This window comes from Rhizobium leguminosarum, from assembly GCF_004123835.1.
Taxonomy (GTDB): Bacteria; Pseudomonadota; Alphaproteobacteria; order Rhizobiales; family Rhizobiaceae; genus Rhizobium; species Rhizobium leguminosarum_M.
The window spans coordinates 15,302-37,945 of the sequence record NZ_MZMU01000003.1 but is presented as its reverse complement, the minus strand read 5'-3'; the positions used below and the strand labels follow the sequence as shown (position 1 = coordinate 37,945).

The 22,644-nt window shown below is 60.4% G+C and carries 22 protein-coding genes, 1 tRNA gene and 2 pseudogenes; 12 read left to right on the top strand and 13 right to left on the bottom strand.

What is annotated here, in order from left to right:
- Positions 1 to 54: 54 nt before the first annotated feature.
- Positions 55 to 165 (top strand): annotated as a pseudogene (locus B5P46_RS03835) (type II toxin-antitoxin system CcdA family antitoxin); the annotation flags it as partial.
- Positions 166 to 199: 34 nt separating this feature from the next.
- On the opposite strand, the gene B5P46_RS03830 reads toward B5P46_RS03835, so the two are convergent.
- The 6 genes from B5P46_RS03830 to B5P46_RS03805 all read right to left on the bottom strand — a co-directional run bounded on the left by B5P46_RS03830 (position 200) and on the right by B5P46_RS03805 (position 6,678).
- Positions 200 to 949, bottom strand: coding sequence for a ribonuclease activity regulator RraA (locus B5P46_RS03830; RefSeq protein ID WP_129417564.1), 750 nt, complete (start codon positions 947 to 949; stop codon positions 200 to 202).
- Between the two features lie 21 nt (positions 950 to 970).
- Positions 971 to 2,134 (bottom strand): mandelate racemase/muconate lactonizing enzyme family protein, encoded by a 1,164-nt coding sequence (locus tag B5P46_RS03825; protein ID WP_129417563.1) that lies wholly within the window; start codon positions 2,132 to 2,134, stop codon positions 971 to 973.
- A gap of 33 nt (positions 2,135 to 2,167) precedes the next feature.
- Positions 2,168 to 3,265 (bottom strand): ABC transporter ATP-binding protein, encoded by a 1,098-nt coding sequence (locus tag B5P46_RS03820; protein WP_129417562.1) that lies wholly within the window; start codon positions 3,263 to 3,265, stop codon positions 2,168 to 2,170.
- Between the two features lie 10 nt (positions 3,266 to 3,275).
- Positions 3,276 to 4,166 carry a carbohydrate ABC transporter permease gene (locus B5P46_RS03815; protein ID WP_129417561.1) on the bottom strand — a complete coding sequence of 297 codons (891 nt, stop codon included), beginning with the start codon at positions 4,164 to 4,166 and terminating at the stop codon, positions 3,276 to 3,278.
- Positions 4,163 to 5,122: a carbohydrate ABC transporter permease gene (locus B5P46_RS03810; protein ID WP_129417560.1), complete on the bottom strand. Its 960-nt coding sequence runs from the start codon at positions 5,120 to 5,122 to the stop codon at positions 4,163 to 4,165. The genes B5P46_RS03815 and B5P46_RS03810 overlap by 4 nt, the downstream gene beginning before the upstream one ends.
- A gap of 77 nt (positions 5,123 to 5,199) precedes the next feature.
- Positions 5,200 to 6,678 (bottom strand): ABC transporter substrate-binding protein, encoded by a 1,479-nt coding sequence (locus B5P46_RS03805; RefSeq protein ID WP_129417559.1) that lies wholly within the window; start codon positions 6,676 to 6,678, stop codon positions 5,200 to 5,202.
- Positions 6,679 to 6,884: 206 nt separating this feature from the next.
- Between B5P46_RS03805 and B5P46_RS03800 the strand changes: the two genes are divergently transcribed.
- From B5P46_RS03800 to B5P46_RS03785, 4 genes are all read left to right on the top strand, one after another.
- A complete protein-coding gene (locus B5P46_RS03800) occupies positions 6,885 to 7,595 on the top strand; it encodes a GntR family transcriptional regulator (protein ID WP_129417558.1) in 711 nt (236 codons plus the stop codon).
- Positions 7,596 to 7,649: 54 nt separating this feature from the next.
- Positions 7,650 to 8,816, top strand: a complete 1,167-nt coding sequence (locus tag B5P46_RS03795; protein ID WP_129417557.1) for a mandelate racemase/muconate lactonizing enzyme family protein — start codon at positions 7,650 to 7,652, stop codon at positions 8,814 to 8,816.
- 68 nt (positions 8,817 to 8,884) lie between these two features.
- On the top strand, positions 8,885 to 10,246 hold the full coding sequence (locus tag B5P46_RS03790; protein ID WP_129417556.1) for a mandelate racemase/muconate lactonizing enzyme family protein: 1,362 nt from the start codon (positions 8,885 to 8,887) through the stop codon (positions 10,244 to 10,246).
- Positions 10,247 to 10,263: 17 nt separating this feature from the next.
- Positions 10,264 to 11,463 carry a mandelate racemase/muconate lactonizing enzyme family protein gene (locus tag B5P46_RS03785; protein ID WP_129417555.1) on the top strand — a complete coding sequence of 400 codons (1,200 nt, stop codon included), beginning with the start codon at positions 10,264 to 10,266 and terminating at the stop codon, positions 11,461 to 11,463.
- 148 nt (positions 11,464 to 11,611) lie between these two features.
- Here the strand turns inward: B5P46_RS03785 and B5P46_RS03780 are convergent.
- The 4 genes and pseudogenes from B5P46_RS03780 to B5P46_RS03765 form a co-directional block, all read right to left on the bottom strand.
- Positions 11,612 to 11,761 (bottom strand): annotated as a pseudogene (locus B5P46_RS03780) (IS6 family transposase); the annotation flags it as partial.
- 53 nt (positions 11,762 to 11,814) lie between these two features.
- Complete coding sequence (locus tag B5P46_RS03775; RefSeq protein WP_129417554.1) at positions 11,815 to 12,267, bottom strand: GFA family protein; 453 nt, start codon at positions 12,265 to 12,267, stop codon at positions 11,815 to 11,817.
- An 89-nt stretch (positions 12,268 to 12,356) separates the two neighbouring features.
- Positions 12,357 to 12,905, bottom strand: a complete 549-nt coding sequence (locus B5P46_RS03770; RefSeq protein ID WP_129417553.1) for a sugar O-acetyltransferase — start codon at positions 12,903 to 12,905, stop codon at positions 12,357 to 12,359.
- 11 nt (positions 12,906 to 12,916) lie between these two features.
- The gene (locus tag B5P46_RS03765) at positions 12,917 to 13,654 is read right to left on the bottom strand and encodes a type 1 glutamine amidotransferase (RefSeq protein ID WP_129417552.1); all 738 of its coding nucleotides are present in this window, start codon (positions 13,652 to 13,654) and stop codon (positions 12,917 to 12,919) included.
- Between the two features lie 129 nt (positions 13,655 to 13,783).
- Between B5P46_RS03765 and B5P46_RS03760 the strand changes: the two genes are divergently transcribed.
- Positions 13,784 to 14,077 (top strand): SelT/SelW/SelH family protein, encoded by a 294-nt coding sequence (locus tag B5P46_RS03760; protein WP_003544579.1) that lies wholly within the window; start codon positions 13,784 to 13,786, stop codon positions 14,075 to 14,077.
- 9 nt (positions 14,078 to 14,086) lie between these two features.
- On the opposite strand, the gene B5P46_RS03755 is transcribed toward B5P46_RS03760, so the two are convergent.
- Positions 14,087 to 14,509 carry a BA14K family protein gene (locus tag B5P46_RS03755; protein WP_129417551.1) on the bottom strand — a complete coding sequence of 141 codons (423 nt, stop codon included), beginning with the start codon at positions 14,507 to 14,509 and terminating at the stop codon, positions 14,087 to 14,089.
- A 168-nt stretch (positions 14,510 to 14,677) separates the two neighbouring features.
- On the opposite strand from B5P46_RS03755, the gene B5P46_RS03750 reads away from it, so the two are divergent.
- Together B5P46_RS03750 and B5P46_RS03745 are read left to right on the top strand one after the other, a co-directional pair.
- Positions 14,678 to 14,764: transfer RNA gene (locus B5P46_RS03750), tRNA-Leu, on the top strand.
- A gap of 241 nt (positions 14,765 to 15,005) precedes the next feature.
- Positions 15,006 to 15,287, top strand: coding sequence for a poly(hydroxyalkanoate) granule-associated protein (locus B5P46_RS03745; protein ID WP_129418828.1), 282 nt, complete (start codon positions 15,006 to 15,008; stop codon positions 15,285 to 15,287).
- 474 nt (positions 15,288 to 15,761) lie between these two features.
- On the opposite strand, the gene B5P46_RS03735 is transcribed toward B5P46_RS03745, so the two are convergent.
- Together B5P46_RS03735 and B5P46_RS03730 are read right to left on the bottom strand one after the other, a co-directional pair.
- Positions 15,762 to 16,094: a hypothetical protein gene (locus B5P46_RS03735; protein ID WP_129417549.1), complete on the bottom strand. Its 333-nt coding sequence runs from the start codon at positions 16,092 to 16,094 to the stop codon at positions 15,762 to 15,764.
- A 161-nt stretch (positions 16,095 to 16,255) separates the two neighbouring features.
- Positions 16,256 to 17,863 carry a GumC family protein gene (locus B5P46_RS03730; protein WP_129417548.1) on the bottom strand — a complete coding sequence of 536 codons (1,608 nt, stop codon included), beginning with the start codon at positions 17,861 to 17,863 and terminating at the stop codon, positions 16,256 to 16,258.
- A gap of 135 nt (positions 17,864 to 17,998) precedes the next feature.
- On the opposite strand from B5P46_RS03730, the gene B5P46_RS03725 reads away from it, so the two are divergent.
- From B5P46_RS03725 to purU, 4 genes are all read left to right on the top strand, one after another.
- A complete protein-coding gene (locus tag B5P46_RS03725) occupies positions 17,999 to 19,048 on the top strand; it encodes a glycoside hydrolase family 5 protein (protein ID WP_129417547.1) in 1,050 nt (349 codons plus the stop codon).
- Positions 19,049 to 19,050: 2 nt separating this feature from the next.
- On the top strand, positions 19,051 to 20,343 hold the full coding sequence (locus B5P46_RS03720) for a hypothetical protein (protein WP_129417546.1): 1,293 nt from the start codon (positions 19,051 to 19,053) through the stop codon (positions 20,341 to 20,343).
- Positions 20,344 to 20,502: 159 nt separating this feature from the next.
- Positions 20,503 to 21,522, top strand: a complete 1,020-nt coding sequence (locus tag B5P46_RS03715; protein WP_129417545.1) for an acyltransferase family protein — start codon at positions 20,503 to 20,505, stop codon at positions 21,520 to 21,522.
- Positions 21,523 to 21,738: 216 nt separating this feature from the next.
- Positions 21,739 to 22,623, top strand: a complete 885-nt coding sequence (gene purU, locus B5P46_RS03710; RefSeq protein WP_012759747.1) for a formyltetrahydrofolate deformylase — start codon at positions 21,739 to 21,741, stop codon at positions 22,621 to 22,623.
- Positions 22,624 to 22,644 lie beyond the last annotated feature (21 nt).

Here is a 22,644-nt window from a genome sequence, read left to right as displayed (position 1 = left end):
TCTCAACAGCATCTTATGCGCATATGATCTGCGCATAAGATCAAGGAGATCGTTATGGCTCAACTTGATGAAGGTCTCGTCTCCCAGGCGCACGAACTCAAGATCAATATATCTCGGGCGGCGGAAGATGGTATCGCACAGGCCATAAAGGCGGAGCGCAAGCGCGCTTTCACGTCCATCGCCTAGGGTAATCCATAGGCTAAGTTCGGTTCTCCAGGCGGTTTGCTTTGCGCCACTCTTCGTACTCTCCGCGGGCATCGTCATGCAGCGGATAGTAGCGCTGCAACGACCCGCCCTCCATAAGCCTCGCTCGCGAGAACTCCTCCCAATCGTGATGCTTTTGCGATTCTTCGATTACCTTCGAGGCCATTGCGACTGGAAGCACCACCACCCCGTCGTCGTCGGCGACGATGATGTCGCCGGGGATTACCGTGACACCGCCGCAGGCAATCGGAACGTTGACGGCATTGGGATAGATGCTGGTCTGCACATGGTAGTTGGGAGTCCAGCCACGTAGCCATAGGGGGAGATCTAGCTTCTCGACATTGGGTCGATCGCGCATGCACCCGTCGATTACGATGCCAGCGCCGCCTCTGCCTTTGAAATACGTCGACATCATATCGCCAAAGACGCCCGAGCTCATGTCGCCGCGCGCGTCGACCACGACCACATCGCCCTCCTGCGCGTGATAGAGCACGTGCCGGTGCAACTGCGTCTCCGGATCGGCATATTCTCCCTCGGTGAAGAGGTCCGGCCGCTGCGGCATGAACTGGAGCGTCAGCGCCGGCCCGACGATCGACTTCCCGCGGTTCTGCGGCACGGGACCGACCATGTGCGGATTGCGGAAGCCCATGTGGCCAAGCGTGCCGGCAACCGTCGCGGCGCCGATTTCCTTCAGTGCGTCGATCAGCTCTTTGGGCGGTCGCGTAATGTCGGGAGTATGCGTCATTTTAGACTCCGGTGGATGAAACTACCAGTTCGTAACAGAACCGTCGCGGCGCTTCAGGTGAGGCGCTTCCCAGAAACGAAAGCTCTCCGTCTTGACCGCCTCTTCGTTGACCTCGATGCCGAGCCCCGGCAGGTCGCTGACCGGATAGTCGGGACCGTCGAGCCGTGGTTGCACGGGGAAGAAATCGGAATTATCGAAGCCGAGCTTCGCTTCGGGCGCCCTGGTTTCGAGCCAGGCGAAATTCGCCACCGCGGCGGCAAGATGGATGGTCGCGGCCGTGCAGACCGGGCCAAGGGGATTGTGCGGCATCAGGTCGACATAATGCGCCTCGCTCCAGCCAGCCACCTTCATCGCTTCAGTGAGCCCGCCAACATTGCAAACATCGAGCCGATTGAACTGATGGATGCCGCGTTCGATGTAGGGAAGGAACTGCCACTTGCTGGCAAATTCCTCGCCGATGGCGAACGGTATGTCGGTCATCGTGCGCAGGGATTCGTAGGCCTCCGGTGTCTCGTCTCGTATTGGCTCCTCGAGGAAATCAAGCACGCCACGGCCGAGCTTGTTGCAGAAGCTCGCCGCCTCTGCCACCGACAACCGATGATGATAGTCGATGCCGAGGACGACGTCGCCGCCCAGCGCCTCGCGCGCCTTGTTTAGCATGCTTGCGGTAGCGCCGATCGATTCGCGCGGCTCAAAGATGTCCTTGCTGTTTTGCCCGATGGGAAAGAAGCGGATCGCCTGCCACCCCTGTGCGCGTAGTTCGCGGGCTCGCTCGATGGCAACATCGCCCTCGGCCTCGTCACCGGTCGAGGCGAAGGTAGGAATGCGGTCGCGCTGCTTGCCGCCCAACAGTTCGTAGGCCGGCACCCCCAGCGCCTTGCCCTTGATGTCGTGAAGGGCAATGTCGATGGCGGAAATCGCCGCCTGCAGAACCCGCCCGCCTTCGAAGTATTGGCTACGATAGGCTTCTTGCCAGATCCGACCAATCTGCATCGGGTCGCGGCCGATGAGAAACTCGCGATAGTGCTCGATCGCGCCGGCCACGGCCTTCTCGCGACCGCTCAAGCCGCTCTCACCCCATCCGAAGATGCCGTCGTCGGTCTCGACCTTGACCAGCATCTGGTTGCGTGTTCCTACCCATACTGGATAGGGCTTGATATCGGTGATTTTAAGCTTCGTAGTCATCCACACCCTCGTTCCAGACGCATCGGCTCTGTCTCAGTTGGCCTTGAGGGCCATTTCTGTTTCGCCGTCGAACAGATGCATCCGCTCCTGGTCGAACTCGAGCCAAATCTGTTCATCGGGCGCGACGGCAATGGTCGGCGGCACGCTGACGTTGACGATGGCGCCAGACAGGAACGCCTGTACGAAAGTGACGTCTCCGGTCGGCTCCACCGTATAGGCCTTGGCAGGAATGCTTCCTGGCACCGCACTCTTGTGCAGCTTGATCGTCGAGTGACGTGCACCGAGCACGACTTTCTTGGTGGTTGCCCTCGCGACCTTCTGGGCGTTGTGTGGCGAGAGCTCGAGGCGCCAGCCCTCCGCGCTGGTCAACACAGTATTGCCGCTTGCCGTCGATGCCTCCAGCGGAACAAGGCTCATTGCCGGGCTGCCGACGAAACTGGCGACGAACATGTTCACCGGATGGGCAAAGACCTGCGCCGGTGAATCGTATTGCTGGAGGTAGCCGCCGTTCATCACCGCCATCCTATCGGCCATGGTCACGGCTTCGAGCTGGTCGTGCGTCACATAGATGATCGTTGCCTTGAGGTCCTGGTGGAAGCGCTTGATCTCCGACCGCATCTGCACGCGCAGCTTCGCGTCGAGGTTGGAGAGTGGTTCATCCATCAGGAATACCGCCGGATCGCGAACGAGGGCGCGGCCCAGGGCCACACGCTGCTGTTGCCCGCCCGAAAGTTCGCGCGGCTTGCGCTCGAGCAGCTGCGTCATGTCGAGCACTCGCGCTGCTTCCTTGACCTTCTTGTCGATCTCGTCCCTTGGCAGTTTGCGCATCTGCAGCGGGAACGCCAGATTTTTATAGACCGATTTTTGCGGATAGAGCGCGTAGTTCTGGAAGACCATTGCGATGTCCCGGTCCTTGGGGTCGAGGTCGTTGACCACCCGGTCCCCGATGACGATGTCGCCCGATGTGATGGGGATCAGCCCCGCCACAAGATTGAGCGTGGTTGTTTTGCCGCAGCCTGAAGGGCCGACGAGCGCAACGAATTCGCCGTCATTGACCGTCAGCGAAACATCGTTGACAGCTTTGAAGCTGCCATAGGTCTTGACAAGATCTTTGAGGACCACGTGGGCCACCGGCAACTCCCTAGTGTTTAACTGCGCCTTCTGTAAGGGCGCGTACGAAGTATCGTTGCAGCAGGAGGAACAGGACCACGACGGGCACGCTCATCATAAAGCTGGCCGCCATCAGGCCCGGAAAGTCCGTCGTATTTTCCGAGAAGAAGCGCTGGATGCCGACCGGCAGTGTCAACTGCTCGTTCTTGGAGAGGAAGGTGTAGGCGTAGATGTACTCGTTCCACGCGCCGATGAAGGAGTAGATCGCCGTGGCGATGATTCCTGGCGCCGAGAGCGGCATCACGATCAGGAGAAAGGCCTGGAACCGCGTCGCTCCGTCGATGCGCGCCGCCTGCTCGAGCTCCACCGGGATGTTGTCGTAGAAGCCTTTGAGGAGCCAGATTGCCAGCGGCAGGCCGAATGTGAGGTAGGTGAGAATGAGCGACGCATGCGTGTTCACCAGCCCGATCGCGCGCATCAGGATGAAGAGCGGCACGAGAAAGATCACCGCCGGGAACATATTGCGAAGCAAGACGGCGAAGAACAGAAAATTCCGGCCCGGGAAGGTGAAGCGCGAAAACGCGTAGGCCGCAGGAACCGCCACGATCACCGAAAGGATGGTCGTGGCAGTGGAGACGAAAAGGCTGTTCCAGAAGAAACGAAGGAAGTCCTGGCCGACGCTGTTTTGCGGGTCGAGCAGCTTCTGGTAGCTGTCAAGGGTCGGTTGGTCAGGCCACCATTGCGGCGGGAATTGCATGGCCGCGAAGCCGGACTTGATCGAGGTGATCAGCATCCAGATCATCGGCAACGCGGTGTAAAGCAGCATGAACGCGAGGAAGATGCGTCCGCCCCACCGCCATCCGTCGATGCGCATACGGCGACGGGCCCGGCCTCGAGGAGCAGTCTCGGCAATCGTGCTCATGCGGTCCCATCCTTCCGCTCGTTGCCGCTTAGCGCACGGACGTAGAAGTAGCCGAGCGACATCAGGATCAGGAACAGCAGCACCGAATAGGCCGATGCCACACCCCAGCGCTGGCGGCCGAAGGCGAGCTCATAAATGTGGGTGATCCAGATGTGCGATGCGTTCGACGGCCCGCCGCCGGTCATGATCCAGGGGATGATGAAAGAATTGAAGTTGGCCACTGCCAGCAGAAGGATCGTCACCGTCGAGACGTTTCTCAAGTGGGGGAAGGTGACGTGCCAGAACCGCTGCCATGCATTGGCTCCGTCGACTCTTGCGGCGCGCAGCAACTGGTCGGGGACTGTCTGCAGGCCAGCCATCATCATGATCATGGCAAACGGAAACTCCCGCCAGATATTGACGACGATCAGGGACGGCAGCACTGTGCTGACGCTGTCGATGAAATTCGGCGGCCGGTCGGCCAATCCGAGGCCGACCAGCACCGCGCCGATGATCCCAAAGTCCGAATGGTAGATCCACTTCCAGATATAGGACGCGGCGACCGCGCTGATGACCCAGGGAATGATCAGGACGGCGCGCAGGAGGCCGCGGCCGACAAAGTCACGATGGAGCGCCAGCGCGCAGGCAAACCCCAGGACAAATGCGATGAAGGTGGATCCCAGTGTCCAGATAAGAGTGTTTGAGGTGACCTTCCAGAACACCGGACTTGTGAGGATGGCCGCGTAGTTGTCGAGGCCGATGAAAATCTTGTCCCGGAGCTGCAGGCCAGGCGGCGTATTAAAGAACGACAGCTCGATGGTGTAGTAGATCGGATAGGCTATGACGATGAGCATCACGGCGATCGCAGGGAGCACGTACGCGTAGTCAGCACGATGCTCCCAAATCTTTCGCAGCACGCCGGACCTATCGGGTTGCAGTCTTCGGCGAGCCTCAGCCTTGCCGGTCAAGATCGTCACGGTGGCGTGCCCTTATTTTTTGGGAACAAACCGGCTGCAGTCTCGGCGCAGCCGGTCAGATCGTGGCCAGGCTTAAACTAGAGTCCGCCGTCCATCAGGTCTTTTACCTTCTTGGCCGCGTCGTCCGCTGCCTGGTCGACGGTCATGGCTCCGGTCAGGGCATTCTGCAGCATGTCCGGCACGATGATATTCATGATCTCGGGGGACTGCGGCAGCGCCGGGAACGGGATGCCGTATGGCAGCATCGAGGTCGTGACATCGAGGAACTTGATGTTGTCCAGACGCTCCTTCATCCATTTGGTCTTGAAGCCGTTAAGGTTTCCCGGGTTCGAGCCGGCGTAGGCCATCTTCAGCGACCATTCGGGGCTCGTCCACATGCAGATGATAGCCTTTGCAGCCGGCTCGTCTACCTTGCCGCCCTCGACATACTCGGGTTTCAGGATGTGAATGTTCGAGCCGCCAAACACGACGGCACGCTTGCCGTCGGGGCCGGTCGGAATCAGACCGTAGCGCATGTTGTCGATGACGGTCTGCGCCTTGTCCTTGTCGGGGCCCGTCGCCTTCTTCTGTAGGTCGAGCATGACGTTGTAGTCGGATGGGTGCGAGACCATCATGCCGAGCTGGCCGGCGAGGAAGAGGGGCTGGTTATCTGCCTGCTGGTTGGTAAGTGCCGAAACCGGAACCGACTTGTCGCGAACATACATATCGTACGAGGCTTGCAGCGCCGCCTTGCTCTGCGGGCTATTGAGCTCGACCTCCTTATAGCTCGGGTTCGCAGTGGCTTCGTCGAAGACGCCGCCGCCATAGGCCCACAGCTGCGGCATGAAGCGATACGGCGTGTTGCCGGCATTCTTGCGAGCCACGAGGCCGTAACCGGCAATGCCGAGCTTGTCGTGGATTTGCTTGGAATACTTGACGACGTCGTCCCAGGTTGCCGGAGCCTTGTCCGGATCGAGGCCTGCGCGCTTGAAGACGTCGGCGTTCCAGATGAACGCCATCGTTTCATTGTTGGTTGGAAGCCCGTAGGTCACCCCCTCCCAGGTCACGGCCTTCATTGCGCCGGGCCAGAAGTCTTCCGTCGAATACCCTATATCCTCGGGTTTGAGCGGCTGCAGATAGCCCTTTGAGGCGAACTCGGTGCCACCCAGGATTTGCAGCCGGACCGCCATGGGAGCTGCATTGCCCAGGAGCGCAGTCCGGAACTTGTCCAGAAGGTCGTTATAGGTGAGGGCTTGTTCCTCAAGCTGGATGTTTGGATAGGTTTTGCGGAAGGTCTCGAAGAACTCCTTGTAGTACTGGCGCAGGAGGTCGGGGTCGCCCTCGAACACGCCCTGATACCAGAAAGTCAGTCGCCCCTTGTAGTCGAGCGGAGTGACCTTGGCGCAATCGCCCGCCGTGTCAAAATCCTGTGTGCCGGCGATGGAGCGCACATATTCCGGCGACCACTGGCTCAAGTCGACCGGCGCAGCCAGCGCCGACGCGGACATCAACGATACCATCAAAGCAGTGGAGACAGTGCCGCGCAGGACGGCACCGCCGAGTGAAATCCTCGTCATAGGGTATCCTCCAGGTTCTCCCATGCCGCTCTGCGTCGAGGCGAGCGGTCGTTCCTCCCGGTCGCGGGACTTTCCACCCAATGTATCCCTTTGACCTGATCATACGTTTTCAGATCGCAGATTGCCTGTCAATAAGAGAAATCGTACATTGTTTACCGAAACCTCGCGTGATATCCGAGCAATGTATGTATTGATTGGGGACAGCCTTGGCCGAAACAAGCGATTTTAAAGCACAGCCACCCGAAGGGATCGACGCTATCGGGGCCTCCAGCGAGGGCGCCTCGCTTTATCAACTGATCAGGGAAGACATCATCGAAGGGCGGCTCGCTGCCAACGAACGGCTTGTGGTCACCGATCTCGCCCGGCGCCACGGCACTTCGACCAACCCCGTGCGCGAGGCTCTGCAACTGTTGCGCGGGGAGGGCTTTGTCACCTTAGTCCCCAACCGCGGAGCGCGCGTGCGGCCCATAGATCAGGATTTTGTTCGCGACATCTACGAGATCGGAGTCTTGATCGAGCCAGCACTGACGCGATGGTTCGTGAATATGGCCACCGTCGAGGACATTGCTGAACTCGAACGCATCCAAGGCCTGATTGAAGAGAACGACTTCGCCGACACGTTGAGGCACAGCGAGCTGGACACCGCCTTTCACACCGTCATGTACCAAAAGCACTACAACCGCCATGCCGCCGAGCTTTGGTGGAAGCATCGCGAAGTGCTTCGAGCCGTGAGCCGGCGGTTCAACTTCACGCTCGCCCGGCGTGCCGCGATCCTTAGCGAGCATCGCGAGCTCATCGCGCATGTAAAAGCGGGAAATGCGAACGAGGCAGCCGACCTCATTGCACGCCACGTCGAGGGCTCCGGCCGGCACATCCTCGAACACATGCGTGCGCGTAGCGCCGCTCGGGCAGGATAGAATACGTAGCCTGGAGTATCATTATCCCGACCACTTCAATCAAAGGCAGTTGAGATGAAAATCACCAGCGTTCGGCCGTGGCTCATCAAATCCGATGCTTCTTATTGGGGAGAGTTCCTGTTCGTCGAAGTGACGACCGACGAGGGGGTGAGCGGCTGGGGCGAGATCACCACCACGACAAGGCTCGCCAATCGCGCCCTCTGCACGATCCTGCGGCAGATCGGTGCCGCAATTACCGGCGAAGACGCGGCGCGGATCGAGTATCTGTGGCACAAGATATTCCGCAGCTTCACCTATATGGGCAGTCGCGGCGCGGCAGTCGAATGCGTAAGCGCCATCGACATAGCCCTCTGGGACATCCGAGGCAAAGTTCTTGGTAAGCCGATTTACGAGCTGTTGGGTGGACCGGTACGCGATGAAATTGCGCTCTACACCCATCCCAACCAGGCCAAATTTACCAGCAGAGAGGCTGTGGTCCGCGAAATTCGAGACATCGTCGAGTCCGGTCACACTGCGCTCAAGTTCGATCCTTTCCCCCACCAAGGCCGCACCGCCGATGGACAGCCTCGCGAACAGCGGGACGGCTACCTCGACGGCAGCATGACCCGCAAGGATGAGCGCGAAGCCGCCGAACTCACGGCTCTGATCCGCGAAACGGCAGGCCCTGATGTCGACATCCTCATCGATGCGCATGGCCGGTTCGACGTTCCCACCGCCATTCGCCTTTGTCGGAGCCTCGAGGAAGCTGGTCAGATCGACTGGTTCGAGGAGCCTTGTCCACCGGAGAGCCTCAACGCTCTCAGACAGGTCCGCGAGAAGGTCAGCGCCGCTATTTCGTGGGGCGAGCGCGGCCACACGAAGTGGGATTTCGTGCCGGTGCTCGAAAACAAGCTCGCCGACTACATCATGCCTGATGTCACCTGGACCGGCGGCATCACCGAACTCAAGAAGATTTCTGCCCTATGCGAAGCCTACTACATCCCGGTCTCGCCACATGACGCCGCAGGACCCATCAACGTGGTTGCGGGAGCGCAGGTGATGATGACCGTTCCTAATTTCTACAAGCTTGAAACATCAGAGTGGAACCTGGACAAATACGATCACCTCATCGACAGACCACTCGATGTTTCGAACGGGAGCCTCAAGCTTACGCCCAAGCCTGGTCTCGGCGTCGAAATGAACCGCGACTACCTTCAAAATCACGAGATAGAGCTGGATTAGCTAGCAACGCTCTACGCCGCCTCAGCGTGCGCGACGACGAGCCTCTCCGACCACAACGAGGATAAATCATGCCAGAGGCAGATGGAGCCGACGAGGCGCTCAATCGGGTGAACACGCATTCCAAGCCATCCGACCTTCGCATCACCGACATGCGGGTAGCCGAAATTGTCGGCGCGCCGTTCACCTCAGTGCTGCTCAAGATTTACACGAACCAGGGCATCGTCGGGCTTGGCGAGGTGCGCGACGGTGCCAGCGCCACCTACGCGCTGATGCTGAAGAGCCGGTTGCTTGGCGAGAACCCTTGCCACATCGATCGACTGTTTCGCCGGATCAAGCAGTTCGGCGGGCACGGCCGGCAAGGCGGCGGCGTGTCGGCGGTTGAAATCGCGTTGTGGGATCTTGCCGGCAAGGCCTATGGCATCCCCATCTACCAGATGCTCGGCGGCCGTTTTCGGGAGAAAGTGCGCGTCTACTGCGATACCGACGCCACCGTGCCGAGCGGCACCGAGACCGGCAAGCGCCTCAAGCAGCGCATGGAGCTCGGCTTCACCTTCCTCAAGATGGATTTGGGACTGATGCAGATTGCGGATGTGCCCGGTGCGGTCGTGTCTCCTGCCGGCTCACTTGAAGGGTACCGCGACCATCCCGGCCGCGGCCCGCTGAAGACCATTGAAGAGCGGCGCGTCCGCAACGCTGCGTACGATTTGCATAACGTCCCGCACCCGTTTACCGGCCTCCACTTCTCCGACAAGGGCCTCGACTTCCTTGAGCAATACATTGCCGAGGTTCGTGAGGTCATCGGCATGGATATTCCGCTCGCCATCGACCACATCGGCCACATCTCAGTGCAGAACGGCATTCGCCTTGCCAGGCGAATTGAAAAATACGTGCCAGCCTGGCTCGAGGATGTGATCCCATGGCAGTATAGCGAGCAATACCGACAACTGCAGGACTCCACCACGGTGCCGATCTGCACTGGCGAGGACATATACCTCAAGGAGGGCTTCGAGCCTCTGCTCAACAGCGGCGGCGTCTCCGTTATCCACCCGGACCTGCTCACCAGTGGGGGCATCCTCGAGACCAAGAAAATCGGAGATATGGCCCAGGACCATGGTGTCGCCATGGCTATCCACATGGCAGAAAGTCCAATCGCCGCAATGGCCGCCGCACACGTCGCGACGGCGACCGAAAATTTCATGGCGCTCGAATACCATTCCGCCGATGTCGACTGGTGGGACGATATCGTCACGGGCCTTCCCAAGCCGCTGGTGAAGGACGGGTTTATCACTGTTCCGGACAAGCCGGGCCTGGGGATTGACGACGTTGTCGACGAGGTGATCTCGCAGCATCTGCAGCCGGGTGTCACCAGCATCTGGCAGCCCACGGATCACTGGGACGACGAATATTCCTGGGATCGCACCTGGAGCTGAGGCGAAAAGGAACGAAGATGAAGATCACCGATCTGCGCTGCGCCGTTATCGGCAGACATCCGATCGTCCGCATCGTTACGGACGAGGGCCTCTATGGCTTGGGCGAAGTCGAATTCACCAAGTCCTACCTCAAGCCCTTTGTGCTGCATTTCCGCGAAGCACTGATCGGCGAGGACCCGACCGACGTCGAGCGAGTAATGCTGAAGATCCGCCAACGCGGCTCTTTCAAGCCGTACGGCGCGGCGGTGAGCGCTATTGAGCATGCGCTGTGGGATATTGCCGGCAAGGCCGCGGGCGTGCCCGTCTATAAGCTGCTCGGCGGCAAGGTGCGGGACAAGGTGCGCGTCTACAACGGCTCGATTCGCCAGAAACTCACGGGCGACCGGCCGGAAGATTACGCCGCGGACGTCAAATGGATGATGGAGCAGCCGCAGAACTTCTTCATGGTCAAGCAAGGAATCTCTTTCCACTCCAACATGAAGGACACCATCGAGGGCTTCCACTACGGCGTGACGCAGAAGAAGGCCGACTATCACGGTGCCATGGATCAGGGCGTGATCAGCGAGCGCGGTTTCAATCACATGCTCGACTGCGTGATCGCGATGAAGGAAGTGCTGGGCGACAAAGTCAGCCTGGCGCTCGACTGCGGCCCGGGCTGGATGCTGCCCGATGCGATTAAGTTCGCTCGCGCGGTCGAGAAGTACAATTTGATGTGGCTCGAGGACATGCTGACTGGCGACTACGTGCCGTGGGTCAATCCGCAGGCCTATCGGGAACTGACAACCTCCACCTCGACGCCAATCCACACTGGTGAGCAGATCTACCTGCGGCACAATTTCAAGGAACTGATCGAGACGCAGGCGGTGCGCGTCATCGGCCCCGATCCAGCCGATATTGGCGGCATTGCCGAGCTCAAATGGGTCGCCGAGCACGCCTACATGCACTCGATCCTGATGGCACCGCACGGCGTCGCTAACGGCCTGCTGGGCCTCGGGGCGTTGATCAATGTCTGCGCCACGTTGCCGGCAAATTACATCGCGTTCGAATATCCGAGCGCCTCCGACCCCTGGTGGGAGGATCTGGTAATCGGCTTGCCGCCGCAGATTGTGAAGGACAGCATGGTGGACCTACTGGAAGCGCCGGGGCTGGGCCTCGATATCGACGCCGAAGCGGCCAGGAGATATCTCAGGGAAGAGGATGCGGGCTTTTTTGACTGAACCTCCCCCACCTGCATGACGTGAAATCGTCTACGCGAATTACTGTCCGGCATGACACGTTTCGGGTCATGCATCATACAAGCGGGAAGTCTCGGGCTTGTTGCAAAGATTTTTGTGGACCACGATTATCCCTTTGGCGGTGTGGATTTCAGACTTTATTAACCTTTTGCAGTCCGAAGAGGCGGGCAAGCAGATCGTACTGATTGTTCACGGTCCAGCCTCCGGATAAGCCGAAGCCTTTCCTCAGCCACAGCATCGCCTCGAAACCGGCGATGGTTCGCCGCGCTATGTTGAAGGACAAAGCGATATCATCATCGGCGCGCTGGACTTTCTCTTCCAAGGCTTCTGAGATCAACTTCGCGCCATATACTCCTTCACCAGTCCCTCATACGCGTCCATCTCAGGCAGCGCCTCGTAGCTGTGCACAGCGCCGGTCTCGGCAAATGCCAGCTTCTCGCTTGTCCATGTCTCAATGAAGGGCGTGAACCAGCTGGGGTCGTCGAGCATAGTCGCGCGCAGATTGACGAACCAGTCCATGCCTTCCGGCCGGGTGAACATCCAGCTCATGCAATGCGGGCAGAAATAATGCTTCGTGACGCCATGCAGGCCGCCGATCACCGGCTCGCCTTGCGTCACCTCGAAGCCTTCGCTGGGGATGGCCGCACTCAGCGAATAGGCGCTTGATGTCATCTTCTGGCACCCCGTGCAATGGCAGGCCATGGTGAGCAGCGGTGGGGCGCTGATCTTCAGCCGCACCCGGCCGCAACGGCAGCCGCCTTCCATGGGTAAAGTTCGCTCGCTCATGATGTCCTCCGGTTTTGCCTTCTGATCTAGCGGAACTTTCGTCGCTGTCGAGGTGGCGAGGTCATCGCGGAATGGCAGCCTTGCCGGCGTTATCGGATGCGGGCCGGATTGCCGACCACGGTTGCGCCGGCCGGCACATCCCTGGTCACCACCGCGCCGGCGCCGACGATCGCACCGTCGCCAATGGTGATGCCGCCGAGGATGATGGCGCTGCCGCCGATCCAGACGTCGTTGCCGATCGTGACCGGCCGGGCGATCTCGATGCCTGTGCTGCGAAGTGCCGCATCCTTGTGATGCTCGGCGCAATAGATCTGCACGCCCGGGCCGAACATACTGCGGTCGCCAATGGTCACACGGCCGGAATCGAGAATGGTGCAGCCGGCATTGAAATAGACGCGTTCGCCGAGAGTGATATTGATGCCGTAGGAGCAGTGAAACGGCGCTTCGATGAAGACATTAAGTGCTGCCTGCGGAAAGAGTGCCCTCAGGGCAGGTGCCATCGCGCCGCGCTCATCCGGCGGCAGCGTGTTGTGCGCATGGACGGCTATGCGCGCCTGCCGGCGCAAGAGATCGAGCTCGTCATCGAGGCAGCAATACCATTCGCCTGCCGCCATCTTTTCGCGTTCGCTCGCCGGCATCGCATCACCTCTCACGCCGAGGCCTGCGACAGCATTTCGACTTCTTGCCGATCGATCAGGCTGACCCAGGCGCGCGCAATGGCAAGGCCCGCGGTATCGGCGGCGGCGGCATGCCTTGCCGCCAGTTCGGCATGGTTCTCCAGCCAGCCGGGGGCAATGCACGCGATCGTATCGGGGAATTCGGCCTTCCATTGCTCGACGACCGCTGCATTGGCCTCGAAATGGAACTGGGTGCCATAGACGGCGCGGCCGATGCGGAACGCCTGGTTCTCGGCAACAGGGCTCGAGGCAAGACGCACGGCGCCCTCAGGCAGGGAGAACGTGTCGGCATGCCATTCGAAGATGGTGAATTCGCCGCCAAGCGCCGACAGCAGCGGATCGGCCCGGCCCTCGGCGGTGACGCCGATCCCGTGCCAGCCGAATTCGCAGGCGGCGCCCAAGAGATTGTCGGCGCCATAGGCACGGGCGAGGATCTGGCTGCCGAGGCAGATGCCGAGCACGGCCTTGCCGGCATTGCCAAAGCGGCGCGTGAGCCGGACGAGCTCCGGCAGATAGGGGTGGGTTTCGTCATCCAGCGCGCTCTGCTCGCCGCCGAGAACGACAAGTGCGTCATGGCCCGCAATATCCCGCGGCAGGATGCCATCCTGCCACACCCGGAACCACTCGATCTCTGCTCCGGCCTCGTCGAGGGCCGCGGCAAGCGCGCCGAGGCCGGTATTCCGCATGTTTTCGATGACTGCGACGCGCATAGGCTCTTCCTAGTATGGCCGACCACGGGAAGAGATCATGCCGGAGCGCGGCGCGCAAGGCGCTTATGCGAGGGCGATTGCGTGCGCACGCCACAGGGCTTAAATCTCAGCAAACGAAAGGACCTCGCCATGACCGAGAAAGCCCGTGTCACGATCCTCTACTGCACCCAGTGCAACTGGCTGCTGCGCGCCAGCTGGATGGCGCAGGAGCTGCTGCATACCTTTTCCGACAGCCTCGGTGAAGTGGCGCTGATCCCCGCCACCGGCGGCAATTTCGAGATCCGCGTCAATGGCGATCTCATCTGGGAGCGCAAGCGCGACGGCGGCTTTCCCGGGCCGAAGGAGCTGAAACAGCGAGTCCGCGACATCGTCGAGCCCGGCCGCGATCTCGGCCATGTCGACCGCGCCTCGCTCGAAAGCTGACGACGACGATCAGCGATAGGGCGAGCGGCAGGTCTTGTAGATGCCCTCATAGGTGAGGAAACGATCGGTCCTCGGATTGTAGGAACGGTACTCATTGCTGCACCAGGCGGCATGGCTGTTCATGTCACGCGGCTTCGGCTGCACCCTTTGCACCGGCGGCGGATCATAGGTCAGCTGCGGCCGGCCGGCAGCCCCCGGCTGGTAATAAGTCGGCCCCGTCGCGCCGCGCGGACGGTAATTCGGCTGGACATAGGCGGGACGATGCCATTGCTGCGGCCCGAAACCGAAGCAGCCGCGAAAGTCGCAGAGCGTCGAACCCGTGTTGAGCGGCCCGACTCCCGGCTTGCCCAGCTTCAGCGAATCGGCTCCGGCGATGGCGGGCGTGAGAATGGCGAGAAGGCCGGCGAGCAGAAGCGTGCGGGGAGCAAGCATGAGGCATTCCTTTCGATATTTCCTTTATATAGGGCGCGACCACCGAAGCGCTATGGCCGCCTCAGGCCACTCCCACCCATGTGATCGGCAGCTTTCTCGCCAACTGTCAGAAAAACTTCAAAAACCCAGTTGACAGTCAGGAGCCACCCCCTTACATCGCTCTCCGTCGCCCAGATGGCGGAATTGGTAGACGCGCCAGCTTCAGGTGCTGGTACCCGAAAGGGTGTGGAGGTTCGAGTCCTCTTCTGGGCACCATTCCATTCTTGATCGCTACCAAGATCAAGGAGTTAAGCCTTTTCAACTGTTGTGCAGCTGCCTTGCAACAAAGACGGCCAGTCACGATGCGCTCAAAGGCTTGTTTCGCTCAATAGCTCCCAAGAACTCTCCGAAGCCCTCATTTCTAGACGCTTATTCCCGCCGCTCTTGATAGCTGGCCTGCATTGACTCCTCCGCTCCCAAATGCGAACATAAAGCGAACAAAATGGAGTCTTTGCTGATGATCCGATACGCCACATCCGCAGCCAGCAACCCCGAGCCTATAAAGGTCCGCGAGGTATCAGCTGCCAAGCCGGCCATTGAAATGCCGCCCCCGAAGCCGGTCATTGAGGTAGTCGCTGCGCCGGATGCGGCCGGCCTGCTGCTCAGCTCCGAGGCCGACGAGCTCGGCTCCGACACTCGACCGAAAAAAACCAAGCCAGCACGCCGTGCGGCAACAAAGCGTAAGTCCAAAGCCGTCGAGGCAGACGACACTTCTCTCCAGCTTAGTCTAGATTCCTAGTCCGATGATGCCGATGCCGGAAGCCAAGCCGGCGCAGGAGACCTCGCTGTTGCGACCGAAGGCGCGACCGCGAGGGTAATCGCTCTCCTTTGATCTGCCGGAAACTATCGAGCCCGAGGACTTTCGTACCCCGATCATGGAACTCCCACCATAATCTATATAGCGCTTCGGAATCCCGAAATTGGCTGCGGGATTGAAATCATTGAATGTTTCTCCGCGACGACAGTACGCGAAAGGCGTCGAATTTCGGGATCCCGAAGCGGGGGAATTTCGGGATTCCGAAGTGGGATTTTTTCTTTCTGCCGGACGCACCCGCCTTTGTTGGCAGCCATCGGCCGGGGGAATGGGATCCGGGCCGTCCTGTCCAGATCAGCCGCTGTCTGTGCCGTCAGCCGCTGGAGTCTACCACAACAACACGACATTGCAGCAGTCGGCCTGAGCGGGCGTCATCTGACGCCGTCTACTCGAAGCCTCTCACCGCACCGGCTGATAGTGGCCGCGCAGGGGAACCTTGTCGTCCATCGAGATGAAGCCGTCGCGTTCGCAGACATACATCAGCGTCGGCATGCCACCCGAACGGAAGATCTCGTCATAACGACGGCGGATCTGAACGGTTTCGGTGCGGCAATTGTAGGATTCCTCTTCCTTCTTGTCCGGCTGCGCCTTGACGCCGGGAAGACCCTTATAGGGATAGAGGGGTTGAACGCCCGAATCGACGGATTTCGTCCAGTCGACGGCAAGGGCGGACGCCGGGGCGAGGCTCGACACGGCGACGAGCGATATCAGAAGCATCATCAATAGCCGCATGGCTACTCTCCTGCCGGCTAAAGCGGTTCAGCTTTTCACGGAAACGCTGAACCGCTCTAACTTTTTTGTTTTACACAATTCCGGACGGAAAACCGCTTCGCACTTTTCCTGGAATTGCTCTATAGGCCGCTTCCCGGATGTAGGAAAACCGACGACCGTCATCAAGCGGCCGCAGCGGGCGACTTCCTGAAATAACTTCTGATGACGGGATGGCCAATGAGGCCGGCGAGGATCGCAAAGCCGGCGCCGACAACAAAACCGGCGAGAAAGCCGCCGATGACGCCGGCAACCAGCAGGATTTTCTTTCCCGGACCGTCGGCCTTGACCGGCGGTTCAGCCGGCGAGATGACGCGAATGTTACTCTGGTTGAGGTTCTGCTCCTCGCTCGTCTGGCTGGAGCGTTTCAGCACCGTCTCGTAAATATCGCGCGCCGCCGTCGCCTTGCGCTGCAATTCGTTCAATTCCACCTGCTTGTCCGATGAACTGGCGTGCAACGCCTTCTGCACGGCAAGCTCCTTGGCGATGCTGTCCTCGGCGGACTTGGCCTGCTCGTATTCGCCCCTTGCCGAGGTGGCGAGACGCTGCAATTCGCCCCTGATTTCGCCTGATATGCTCTGCAGCGAGGAGCGGGCCGCCTGCAGGCGCGGATGACGCGTGCCCATCTGGCTTTGGAGGCTGCCGACAGCGGCGGCCTGGGTGGCATATTGCTGACGCAGGCTGACGAGCGGCGAGGTGACGCCGCCCTCCGTCTGGTTGCCGGCGACGATGTCCTCGACGCGGAGATTGGCGACGGCATCGGCGCGCGTCTTCGCCTGGATGGTCTTTTCCTGCGCCGTCACCAGCATCGTGTTCAGCGAGACCAGCCGCTGGTCGGAGATCAGATTGCCCTCGGTCGCGGCCATGTCATTGTCGGCGCGGAAGGTCTCGACGGCCTGTTCGGCCTCCAGCACCTTCTGGCGCAAATCGTTGAGGCGTCCGTCGAGCGTCGTGGACGTGTTTTCGTAAATGCCGTTCGAGGCATTGTTCTCCTCCTCGGTGAAGGAGGTGACGACCTGGTTGGCAAGCCTTGCGGACTTTTCGGGATCGTTGGTCGTGGCAGCAAGCGAGACGACATAGGTGCTGGCCTCACGGGTGATAACCAGCGCCTTCTGCAGAGTGCCGATCACGGCGGCGCCATCCGTCCGGCCGCCGGTGAATTCGGGATCCTGGTCGAGCTTCATGGCCTCGGCGACGCGCCGCAGCACATTGCCCGAGGTGAGGATCTGCACCTGGCTGTCGATCAGCGCCGAGATCATTTCCGGCGAAGGCCCCGACGATTGCGTGCCGGCATCGGCCAGGCCGATCTGGCGCGGATCGAAATAGAGGCTGCTGACGGCGGTGAATTTCTGGGCGATGAGCGGCGCCACCGCCCCGCCGGCGAGGGCTCCGAGAAGCGCCAGGCCAAACACGATCAGCCGCCGGCTCCAGATCGCGGCGATACTCGAGCGGAGGTCGAGAAGCGGTGCGGCAGGCGCGGACTCTGCCTTCGGCGGCGCGTCCACGACAGGCTGTTTTTCAGGCGGAGGCGCCGGGCGCTCATATTGGCGGGTTTCCGCTATGCTTGCCGGCGGCACGAAGGGCGGCGGGGCGGGTTCGGGCGATGGCCGGACGAAATCATCCGGGCGGATGACAGGACTGCGCATGCGCACGCCTTCCGGCGCAGTCTGAGATGGCTCAAAACTGCGCCAGCCAGGGAGCCGGCTTACCCTGTTCCTGTCATACTGGTTCATACGCGCACTCGTGTCCTGCCCAGCGTGAAAGACTGAAGCCGAGGTGCCGATACTTTAGAAATTCTTAGCTAACGGACCGTTAAAATAAGCTCAGCGACGCCGATGTTGCGATTTGCCGCGATAGCGAGGATGCCCATGAAGACGACACGACATCTGACAGCGCTGCTGCTTGCGGCCGCTCTGATCCCGTCGCCGGCCCTTGCGGCTGAGGCGCCCTGCTATCGCGGCGTCAATTTGTCCGGCGGCGAATATGGCGAGCGCGGCGGCATCTACGGCACCAATTACACCTATCCGAGCGAAGACACGATTGGCTATTTCGCCGAAAAAGGCATGACGATCATCCGGCTGCCCTTCCGCTGGGAACGGCTGCAGCCCGCACTTGGCGGGCGGCTCGACGACGACGAGCTCAAGCGGATCAGAGATACGATCGGCCTGATCCGCAAACACGGCATGGCGGTTCTGCTCGACCCGCATAATTTCGGCTATTACGACAAGACCCAGGTCGGCACGGCGCCGGCGACGGATGCCGCCTTTGGGGATTTCTGGGCAAGGCTCGCCGTCGAATTCGCCAATCAGGACGGCGTTCTCTTCGGCCTGATGAACGAACCGCACGACATCAAGGCGACGGACTGGCTGGATGCCGCCAATGCCGCGATCCGCAGCATCCGCGCCGTCGGCGCCCGCAACCTCATCCTGGTGCCGGGCACGGCATGGAGCGGCGCGGGCACCTGGGAAAAGGATGTGATCGGCGGCGCCAACGGCACGGTGATGCTCGGCGTGCGCGATCCGCTCGACTTCTACGCCTATGAGGTCCACCAGTATCTCGACGCCGATTCCTCCGGAACCCATCCGACCTGCGAAGGTGCCGGCGCCGCAGTCGCGGCGATCAACGGCGTCACCGCCTGGCTGAAGCAGAATCACAAGCGCGGCTTTCTCGGCGAATTCGGCGCCTCCGCCGACAAGGACTGCATGAGCGGGTTGACCGAAATCTACGCCACCATGTCTGATAATAGCGACGTCTGGCTCGGCTGGTCCTATTGGGCCGCCGGCGATTGGTGGCCGGCGAACGAGCCGTTCAACGTCCAGCCGCGCAAGGGCCCTGAGCGGCCGCAGATGCGGCTTCTTGCCGAGGTGGCAAAAGCCGGTGCCGGCACTTGCGCCGCCGCCAAGCCTGCGGGGAAATGAGCATGGCGGTCGTCGATCAAAGGGCAGCAACATTCACTGTAGCCGGCCCCGTAGCCGGCAACGGGCTCGATGCTGCCCACGAGGCGTCGCGCACCGATCATCTGGTGCTCTGGCTCGGCCTGCTCTCCGTGCTCTACAACGGCATTCTCGCCTTCATCAACCACAACATCGTGCCGCTCTCGATGACGCATGTCGCCGCCAGCGAAGGCCTGATCATGGCGAGCGCCATCATCTATATCCTGCACAAGGGGATCTACGAGACCGACCTTCCGGCCTTCCTGTTCCTGCTGTTCACACTCATCGTGACCATCTATGTCAGCGTGCTCAACCGCATGCTGTTCATCGATCACTTCCGTAACGTGCTGATCATCTTCTGCTTTACCGGGCTCGGGGGCTGGAGCAATGAAAAAACGATGAAGCTCGCCTTTCGCTGGGCAAGCCTTGCCGTCATGATCTTCCTGATCTTCGAGATCGTCAGCGTGCCGTTCTATGTCAGTATCGTCCACCCGTCCGATTATTTCGCCAATACGCGCGGACTGCTGCCGCTGAGCTACAACACGACGGGCCTGTTCCAGAACGCGCTCGGCTTTCCCGAGCGCTTCTCCTTCGGCATCATCGACCACCGTTCCTCGTCGATCTTCCTCGAGCAGGTGTCGCTTGCCAATTTCTGCGGCGTGATCGCCGTCTACCTGATTTCGATGTGGGAAAAGCTCAGCCGCTGGGACCGGTTGCTGATGATCGGCACAGCCGTGCTGATCCTGGTGACCAACGACACGCGCACGATGCTGATCTTCTGCTTTGCCTGCATCGTCGGCTATTTCGTCTTTCCGAAGATCCCGAAGAATTTCAATCTGGCGCTGATGCCGCTGATCGTCGCCGCGGGCTTCCTCGTCTACGTCCTGAAACCCAATGCGACCGGCGACAACTTCACCGGCCGCATCAACCTGACGATGAAGAAGATCATGGAGCTCGATCCGCTCGCCGTCCTTGGGCTTTCGGTCGACCGGGTCGCCGAATTCGCCGACAGCGGCTATGTCTACCTTATCTACGCGGCGACAATCTTCGGCGTCATCGCCTTATGGCTGTTCGTCTGCCTCTTTCCCGCCGGGCGCACGGCGGCGCAGCGGCGCTGCGCCCATTCACTTTCTCTTTTCATTTTTCTGAATATGATGATCGGGGGAACCGCGGTCTTCTCGATGAAGATCGCCGGTCTCCTCTGGTTCGTCGTCGGATATATGCGTTTCCACGACAGCCCGCGCATCCGGCAGGGTCGTCCGGCAGATGTATTGAGTTGACCGCAGCGGCACCTCGCCGCGTGAGCCCTAGAACAGGATGATTTTAGGCCGGATCGGCCTAAAATCTGAATCCTGTTCTAAATCAAAGAAATAGAGCATGATGTCGTCCGAAAACCGCCCACACTTTTCGGCATCATGCTCTAGGGAGCAAGACGCTCGATGCTTGTCCAGCTTCAATATCTGCGCGCCATAGCGGCGCTGATGGTCGTCTATTTCCACGCGGTATTGCAGCTTGCCAAGGTCAATCCCGCAGTCGACGCCACCGCCTTCATTTATGGGGAAACCGGCGTCGACATCTTCTTCGTCTTAAGCGGTTTCGTGATGTGGCTGACGACGAGCGGACGCACGATGAGCCCGATCGATTTCGCCCGCCGGCGCATCAAGAGGATCGTGCCGCTCTACTGGCTGGCAACGCTGTTTTCGGCAACAGTGGCGCTGGTCGCTCCATCATTGCTGAAATCGACGGTGTTCGACCTGCCGCATCTCATCGCCTCGCTATTCTTCCTGCCATGGAGCAATCCCGCCGATCCCAGCACGATCACGCCGGTGGTCGTTCCCGGCTGGACGCTGAATTACGAAATGTTCTTCTACTTCGTCTTCGCGCTGCTATTGCCGCTACAGGAAGTTCGGCGCATCCCGGCGATGTTTGCCGTCTTTGCCGTCATCCTGATCGCCTGCCGGCTGCTGCCGGAAACGACTATGACCCGGTTCTACCGCGAACCGATCATGCTGGAATTCCTCGCCGGTGTCGTGCTCGGCTGGCTCTATGGGCAGAAGGTGCTGCTGCCGAACCGCTGGGCCTGGGCGGCTCTTGCCATGGGCTTTGCGTTTCTCGTCATCAACGAGGCGCTGATGCCGCCGGAAAGCCGGTTCTATGCCTGGGGAATCCCGGCGATCTTCATCGTCTACGGCGCGATCTCCATCGATTTTTCCAAGTTGCCGCTGATCGGATGGCTGAACTATCTCGGCGACTGCTCCTATAGCATCTATATCACCCACGCCTTCACGCTGGCTTTTCTCAGGGTCGCCGCCGACCGCCTGCCGATCGGCATCCTGCAGCAGCCGGTGCTCTTCGTGATCCTGTCGCTGGTGCTCTCGTCGATCGGCGGTGCGGTTATCCATGAGATTACCTCGCCGCGCCGCCGGAAGGTTGCGGTGACGAGCCGGCCGCCGGCCTAAAGCGCGTCGAAGGCGAGAATACGCATCCAAGCGGCGCTGACGGTACAGTTTTTCGCGCAACTTCTCCTAAGCTTCAGACTGAGCAATGAGAGAACTTGCACGAACGTGATGGTTTATCTTGCAATTTGTCGCATGAATGAAAGTGCGCCGGCCTATTCGCGGTCCGGGCTTTGATCTAAGCACAGCGGCGGCCTTGGAGAGGGAAGAGGGAAAGACATGACAAGTTACGTATTGACGGTATCCTGCAAGTCGACGCGCGGCATCGTGGCGGCGATTTCGAGCTATCTGGCCGACAAAGGCTGCAACATCGTCGATAGTTCCCAGTTCGACGATCTCGATACCGGCAGGTTCTTCACACGCGTCAGCTTCATCTCCGAGGAAGGCGTGCCGCTTGCCGAACTCAAGGAAGGCTTCGAGCCGATCTGCAAGCGGTTTGCCATGGATGCCGAGATCCATGACGGCAGTGCCCGCATGAAGGTGCTCTTGATGGTGTCGCGCTTCGGCCATTGCCTCAACGACCTGCTTTACCGCTGGAAGATCGGCGCACTGCCGATCGATATCGTCGGCGTCGTCTCCAACCATTTCGATTACCAGAAGGTCGTGGTCAACCATGACATTCCCTTCCACCACATCAAGGTAACGAAGGAGAACAAGCTGCAGGCCGAAGGCCAGATCATGGATATCGTCGAACAGACGGGCACCGAACTGATCGTGCTGGCGCGTTACATGCAGGTGCTTTCGGATGCGATGTGCCAGAAAATGTCCGGGAAGATCATCAACATCCACCATTCCTTCCTGCCGAGCTTCAAGGGTGCCAACCCCTACAAGCAGGCCTATCAACGCGGCGTGAAGCTGATCGGGGCGACGGCGCATTACGTCACCGCCGATCTCGACGAAGGCCCGATCATCGAGCAGGACACGGCGCGCATCACCCACGCGCAGTCGCCCGACGACTATGTCTCGATCGGCCGCGATGTCGAAAGCCAGGTGCTGGCGCGTGCCATCCACGCCCATATCCATCACCGCACCTTTCTGAACGGCAACCGCACCGTGGTCTTCCCGGCCAGCCCCGGCGGCTACGCCTCCGAACGCATGGGCTGAGCACAGCCCTGCATCTCTTTT

Excerpts from the sequence above, each read along its gene's own strand:
- B5P46_RS03830 (WP_129417564.1), bottom strand. The coding sequence starts at position 949 with ATGACGCATACTCCCGACATTACGCGACCGCCCAAAGAGCTGATCGAC.
- B5P46_RS03825 (WP_129417563.1), bottom strand. The coding sequence starts at position 2,134 with ATGACTACGAAGCTTAAAATCACCGATATCAAGCCCTATCCAGTATGG.
- B5P46_RS03815 (WP_129417561.1), bottom strand. The coding sequence starts at position 4,166 with ATGAGCACGATTGCCGAGACTGCTCCTCGAGGCCGGGCCCGTCGCCGT.
- B5P46_RS03805 (WP_129417559.1), bottom strand. The coding sequence starts at position 6,678 with ATGACGAGGATTTCACTCGGCGGTGCCGTCCTGCGCGGCACTGTCTCC.
- B5P46_RS03795 (WP_129417557.1), top strand. The coding sequence starts at position 7,650 with ATGAAAATCACCAGCGTTCGGCCGTGGCTCATCAAATCCGATGCTTCT.
- B5P46_RS03790 (WP_129417556.1), top strand. The coding sequence starts at position 8,885 with ATGCCAGAGGCAGATGGAGCCGACGAGGCGCTCAATCGGGTGAACACG.
- B5P46_RS03785 (WP_129417555.1), top strand. The coding sequence starts at position 10,264 with ATGAAGATCACCGATCTGCGCTGCGCCGTTATCGGCAGACATCCGATC.
- B5P46_RS03775 (WP_129417554.1), bottom strand. The coding sequence starts at position 12,267 with ATGAGCGAGCGAACTTTACCCATGGAAGGCGGCTGCCGTTGCGGCCGG.
- B5P46_RS03770 (WP_129417553.1), bottom strand. The coding sequence starts at position 12,905 with ATGCCGGCGAGCGAACGCGAAAAGATGGCGGCAGGCGAATGGTATTGC.
- B5P46_RS03765 (WP_129417552.1), bottom strand. The coding sequence starts at position 13,654 with ATGCGCGTCGCAGTCATCGAAAACATGCGGAATACCGGCCTCGGCGCG.
- B5P46_RS03760 (WP_003544579.1), top strand. The coding sequence starts at position 13,784 with ATGACCGAGAAAGCCCGTGTCACGATCCTCTACTGCACCCAGTGCAAC.
- B5P46_RS03755 (WP_129417551.1), bottom strand. The coding sequence starts at position 14,509 with ATGCTTGCTCCCCGCACGCTTCTGCTCGCCGGCCTTCTCGCCATTCTC.
- B5P46_RS03745 (WP_129418828.1), top strand. The coding sequence starts at position 15,006 with ATGATCCGATACGCCACATCCGCAGCCAGCAACCCCGAGCCTATAAAG.
- B5P46_RS03735 (WP_129417549.1), bottom strand. The coding sequence starts at position 16,094 with ATGCGGCTATTGATGATGCTTCTGATATCGCTCGTCGCCGTGTCGAGC.
- B5P46_RS03730 (WP_129417548.1), bottom strand. The coding sequence starts at position 17,863 with ATGAACCAGTATGACAGGAACAGGGTAAGCCGGCTCCCTGGCTGGCGC.
- B5P46_RS03725 (WP_129417547.1), top strand. The coding sequence starts at position 17,999 with ATGAAGACGACACGACATCTGACAGCGCTGCTGCTTGCGGCCGCTCTG.
- B5P46_RS03720 (WP_129417546.1), top strand. The coding sequence starts at position 19,051 with ATGGCGGTCGTCGATCAAAGGGCAGCAACATTCACTGTAGCCGGCCCC.
- B5P46_RS03715 (WP_129417545.1), top strand. The coding sequence starts at position 20,503 with ATGCTTGTCCAGCTTCAATATCTGCGCGCCATAGCGGCGCTGATGGTC.
- purU (WP_012759747.1), top strand. The coding sequence starts at position 21,739 with ATGACAAGTTACGTATTGACGGTATCCTGCAAGTCGACGCGCGGCATC.